The sequence below is a fragment of the Aminobacter sp. P4_H6_2 genome (genome assembly GCF_056400805.1).
The window spans coordinates 1-4,660 of record NZ_JBFUKO010000433.1 but is presented as its reverse complement, the minus strand read 5'-3'; the positions used below and the strand labels follow the sequence as shown (position 1 = coordinate 4,660).

Here is a 4,660-nt window from a genome sequence, read left to right as displayed (position 1 = left end):
CCTTGGTGATCTGTGCGGCAAAGCGCGCTTGTTCGATTGAGCGGCCATAGCGATAGGCTGCGGTATGGCTCAAGATGAGACTGCCCATCAGGGCGGCGGCGTATGCGGCGACCAGAGCCGCCCTCATTCACCGAATTCCGCCTTGAGCCCCTTCACCGCCTTGAACAGATCGTTCCGCCGCTTGATGCCGTAGATGGCGAAGGCGACGATGACGGCGACAATCGCGAGCTGGACGCGCCAGTCGAGATTGCCGAAAGCGGCCAGCGGCGCGCCGATGCCGGTCAACAGCCAGGTCCAGAAGGTCTTGCTCTTGGTCGTCGGGGTTTCAAGTTCGCCGGGGTCGGCCACGACAGGCTTTTCGATGATAACCGGCTCGGCTTGGGTGGTGGCCTGCGCCCCATTTCCTGCCGCCTTCACCCGGTTAAGAACCGCCTCGACCCGTGCGGGCGTCGTGCCGACCTTGTTGATGCCGTCGCCCAGATAGTAGCTATCACCGCGCTTGAGCTGGCGATGAGCGCCCTTGCAGGCTGCAAGAACCGGGAAACTGGCCCACTCCATAGCCAMCCGCTTGCCGAACTCGGTGCGATCGATCTTGCCGGCCATGAACGCTTCATAGCCGCGSCGCTTCAGCAGGTGRWAGSCAAGCCGGTCCTGGAAGTCSGMGTTGAAKAYCTGGGYGCCGCTCAGGTGCAGTTCCTTCGACAGGTCGATCAGMGTMGCSCGCATGAACTGCGMAGCACCGGCRGCMGAWGACGCCTTRTCGGAACCGAACTTCTTRGCCCAAGCCTTYGTYGCCCACGTCTTCTGAGCGTCGATSAGGTCGCCMAGCGTCATCTTGGTGATSGGCTTGGRAAGGCCGCTTTGGCGATTGCCGAAGATCGTYTCGTAGCACTCRGGCGGGGCCTTCCCGGCGTCTGTTCGATAAATGAAGTCGAGCAGAAGCGCCGCGCCCGGGGGAACGGTGTTGTCCATGGAACTATTCCTTTGATTTTGGGTTGTGTGCGCCAAAGGAGGCGCGGGCCATTGGCCTATGGAGAAAGCCACCCTACCCGCGGCAAGCCGATGACTATCGAAGACACTGTTTTCGTCGTGGCGCTCGTCGCCGTGGCCAGTGCCATATTGTGGTTGGTTGGCCTGTAGCGAGGTATCAAATGAACTGGGCCGACTGGCTTTTTGTCGCCGTCACATTTGCCACGGCGAGCGCTATTCTGTGGCAGCTCGGGTACTAGGGCCCCGTTTCCGGTCATCCAAGTCAGACGCAGGCGTCAGCGGGCGACCGGCAGGACGCCGGCGCGGCTAGATCGCATTCGCCGTCACAAACAACGCATCCACCGTCTCTTCGGAAAGCCCAAGCTCAAGGGCAACCGCCTGCAGGTACGGGTGGTCGCGAGCGATATACGTCGCCTTGCGCCACCAGATGCGGACAGGCTCATACGGGTACGCGTCGATCAAGGCATTAATCCGCCCGAGCAACACCCCGTCATCGTAGCGATACAGCGCGATCTCAGCCTGCGCGGGTGAGACTTGGGAAGGTACGGTAGCCGGCGGATTGCGGTAGGCCACAAATTCGGGGTGATCTTCGGAGATTTCTTCCTCAGCGTATTCTGCCTGGAAGTTCGCGTAATCCGCGATGATCTTGCCAGCAACGCGCTCTACAAACCGGCTCATGCTGCCCTCCCTCGTTTATCGTGATAACCCCAAGTAATCAGCTTATTGGTGGCTAGTGTTGGCGAGTACAACTGTACTTCATACCAAAGCTGACCACTTGTGTTCGTAATAAATGTTCCGTCTATTAATACAATATCGTTTTCGCTACCGGTGATTGCTGAGCCGGGGGATGCGATTTGCTGCCACGCAAACGCAGCATTGCCTATATTTGCACCCCCTATTCTTACAATAACGTTTGCCCCACCTGAGCAATATAGCGTATTGCTCATGATTGGATTAACTTGAATTCCAATTGGAACGGAAACAGTTATGACAATTGGACCACTCGTTGCGGCAGAACTAGAGCGATCCTCAACCGGTGTTTTGTATAAAAACCTGTCCCCATCTTGAGCGAAGGGAACAAAAACCCCGGCAAGCCGCCTAGCTGACCCAATTCTCCGGTAATGATTGTAACCAGCCGGGTAATTCGGTTGCGTCGTTGGGTTGAGCGACTTCGACATGCCACGCGAGACGTTGACCCCGTTGCTGATCACAAAGCAGTGCCACCAGCCATCGCTTATCGCTGCGTCAAAACGGCCACCGTTTCCAGTGCCATACACAACGTCCAATTGCATGGTGCCAGCGGCGATTGTCATGAGAATTGGCAGTGCGTCCGAACTCGCACATGACAAGGGCGGATTGTCAATGTCATTCGTAGGATCGATAGAACTGTTTGCAATGTCGGCACCAAGTGAAATGTAACCCGGCACAACTGCTAAACCCCACTCAGGAGCAGTTAACGCCGTATTCTGGCGCAGTGACTGACCCGCCGCACCCTTCGGCAAACGCGCCCAACTCGACGCGCCGCGATACATAATATCTCCTTCCGCAGGCGAACCGACCATGCCTTTGAGTAGCTTTCCAGTAGGGCCGTCGAACAGTGCAAGCTGTCCGTCAACCGACGATACCGGCCCGACGACATCGCCCGTACCGGTGCCATCCTGGCCCTTCACAGCCATCAATTCCCAGAAGGCGTTTGACGTAGCGGGCAAGGCTGGCGGTGCGTTGCCTGTCGTCGGCTGCAATGCGACCCAGCTTGACCCACCGTCCCGCACGACATCGTTGGCCAGATACGCGGTTGCGCCGCTGTATGCGCCGCGGAACCTGAAGCTATCGCCCTTGGCTGCCGTGACCTTCCAAACCGTCTGCCAATTGGCGCCGACGCCCGGCTCGGTGGCCGCGCCTGAAGTGTGCGCCACAAAGCAGCGGTAGGACGTGCCGTTGCGCGTCAGGCCATCATTATACTCGTAGGCTGTCGCCGTCGCCCATCCGGCTTCGATCCAGCGCAACACACCTGCCGGACCTTCGGGGCCGGTGAGGCCAAATGGCCCATCCCAACCGGATGCCGTACGTCTGTAGATGTCCAGGCCATAGCCGATCTCGACACGCAGCCAAAGGTAGCCGACGGCCGGCACCGGCGACAAAGCATTGCGCTCGGCCAATGTGCCAGCGCCGTCGGGATGGATACCAGCCAGCGATAGCTTGGTCAGGATCTGAGCTAGGCGATCGTTGATCCACGTCGCGCGCACGGCCTCTGAGGTCTCGCGCGCAATAGCATAGCCACCGCTCGCCGTCGCCCCTGGCCATGGGTAGGCCAGTGTAAGCGACGTGTCGCTCTCTACGCTGATGATCGGCACCGACTGCCCAGCGAAGCTGAACATGCCACCCGTCACCAGCGCCACATTCCAAGCAGTGTCTGTGCCTGCCACAATAGGCAGGCCATTCGACACGGAAACCGTGCCGGCCGAATAAACCGAAGATGTCATGATTTGCCCTTAGAGGCTGAAGTTGATGTTCGCCGCCGCTATGTGTCGAGGACGTTGTCCAAGACCCAGTACCGCCAAGTGGTCGGCACATCTAAATAGAAGTTCGAGCCGTAGTCCTTGACGACCATGATGTCGAAACCGGCCGTATCGACGGACACCTGGTAATGCGGATGTTGGCGGCCGTAGGTGTTGTTCGCCACCCAATATCGCACCGGCGTGACGTCAATGCCGCCATCCGATCGAATACCAGCGGCAAACACCGGTGGCGGACGAGTGAACCCCTTCGAGAAGTTCACCCGCGCACGCTTATATCGATCGCCACCGGTTCCGGCGAAGTCAGCGACGCCCACAAGCCCAGTTTCATAAACGCGCGCCGCAATGCCGCTGGAGGAGAAATACAGATTTGCCTCTGACGCCGTGTCGACGCTGTAACCGGGACGGGCGATCTTGATGCCGTCCTTGTTGATGCGCACGCGCGGGCCGGAAGCGCCCGGCCCTGGCACACCCGCAACATTCGCGCTGCGGGTCAGGATGTAGTAGCAGCCATTAGGCGAAAATGCCGTGTTCAGGCCTTTCTGGAACCGGATGGTGAGGCTGCCGCCAGACGCAGTGCCAGACACAAAGTAGTTGATGATCTGATAGTTTCGGCCAGCGCTGCCCGACCCCTCGGAGAAATGTGCGGGGAACGCTATCTGGTTGTTTTGATCGACCGGGAAGATGTGGATGATCGGGGTGACGCCGATATTGGGGACCGCCACCACGACCGATTGGTCCTGCGTTGCATCGCCAGTGAAGCCGATAAAGGGACACTGGACATAGCCAAACGCGTAGGGTTGCGAGAACATGAAGTCCTCGTGCGCGATGAATTGATGCAATGCCGCCGTATCCACGTCGACGCCGGGCATTGAAACCCGGAACATCGGCGTCGGCCCATTGAGCTTGATCTTGCCGCGCTTCATTGGGCTCTCAACCGATAGATCTGATAGACGACATTGAAGATCGTGCCGTCAGGCGGGTCACTGATCCCATTGCGGAGCCAAAGCCCGGAGGGGTAACAAATGAAGCGCGGGACACTGGCCGCCGGGTAATTGTATTGGAAGAACCCCGATACCGCCCCCGGCGAACCGTTCTGGACGACCGCCAGCGGCGTGTATCCAAGGCTCGGCCAGGTGGTCGGCCAGGTGGCG

Annotated in this window: 5 protein-coding genes; all 5 read right to left on the bottom strand. The window is 59.1% G+C overall.

The annotated features are described in order from the left end of the window. Positions 1–123: 123 nt before the first annotated feature. On the bottom strand, positions 124–603 hold the full coding sequence (locus AC1DUU_RS23655; protein WP_476785822.1) for a hypothetical protein: 480 nt from the start codon (positions 601–603) through the stop codon (positions 124–126). A 693-nt stretch (positions 604–1,296) separates the two neighbouring features. Continuing rightward, entirely contained in the window at positions 1,297–1,668 is a 372-nt protein-coding gene (locus tag AC1DUU_RS23650; RefSeq protein ID WP_476785821.1) for a hypothetical protein, read from the bottom strand. Further along, a complete protein-coding gene (locus AC1DUU_RS23645) occupies positions 1,665–3,473 on the bottom strand; it encodes a hypothetical protein (protein WP_476785820.1) in 1,809 nt (602 codons plus the stop codon). The genes AC1DUU_RS23650 and AC1DUU_RS23645 overlap by 4 nt, the downstream gene beginning before the upstream one ends. Positions 3,474–3,511: 38 nt before the next feature. Continuing rightward, positions 3,512–4,432 carry a hypothetical protein gene (locus AC1DUU_RS23640; protein WP_476785819.1) on the bottom strand — a complete coding sequence of 307 codons (921 nt, stop codon included), beginning with the start codon at positions 4,430–4,432 and terminating at the stop codon, positions 3,512–3,514. Further along, positions 4,429–4,660: hypothetical protein (locus tag AC1DUU_RS23635; RefSeq protein ID WP_476785818.1), on the bottom strand; the 232-nt coding region annotated here is incomplete at its 5' end. The genes AC1DUU_RS23640 and AC1DUU_RS23635, both read right to left, overlap by 4 nt.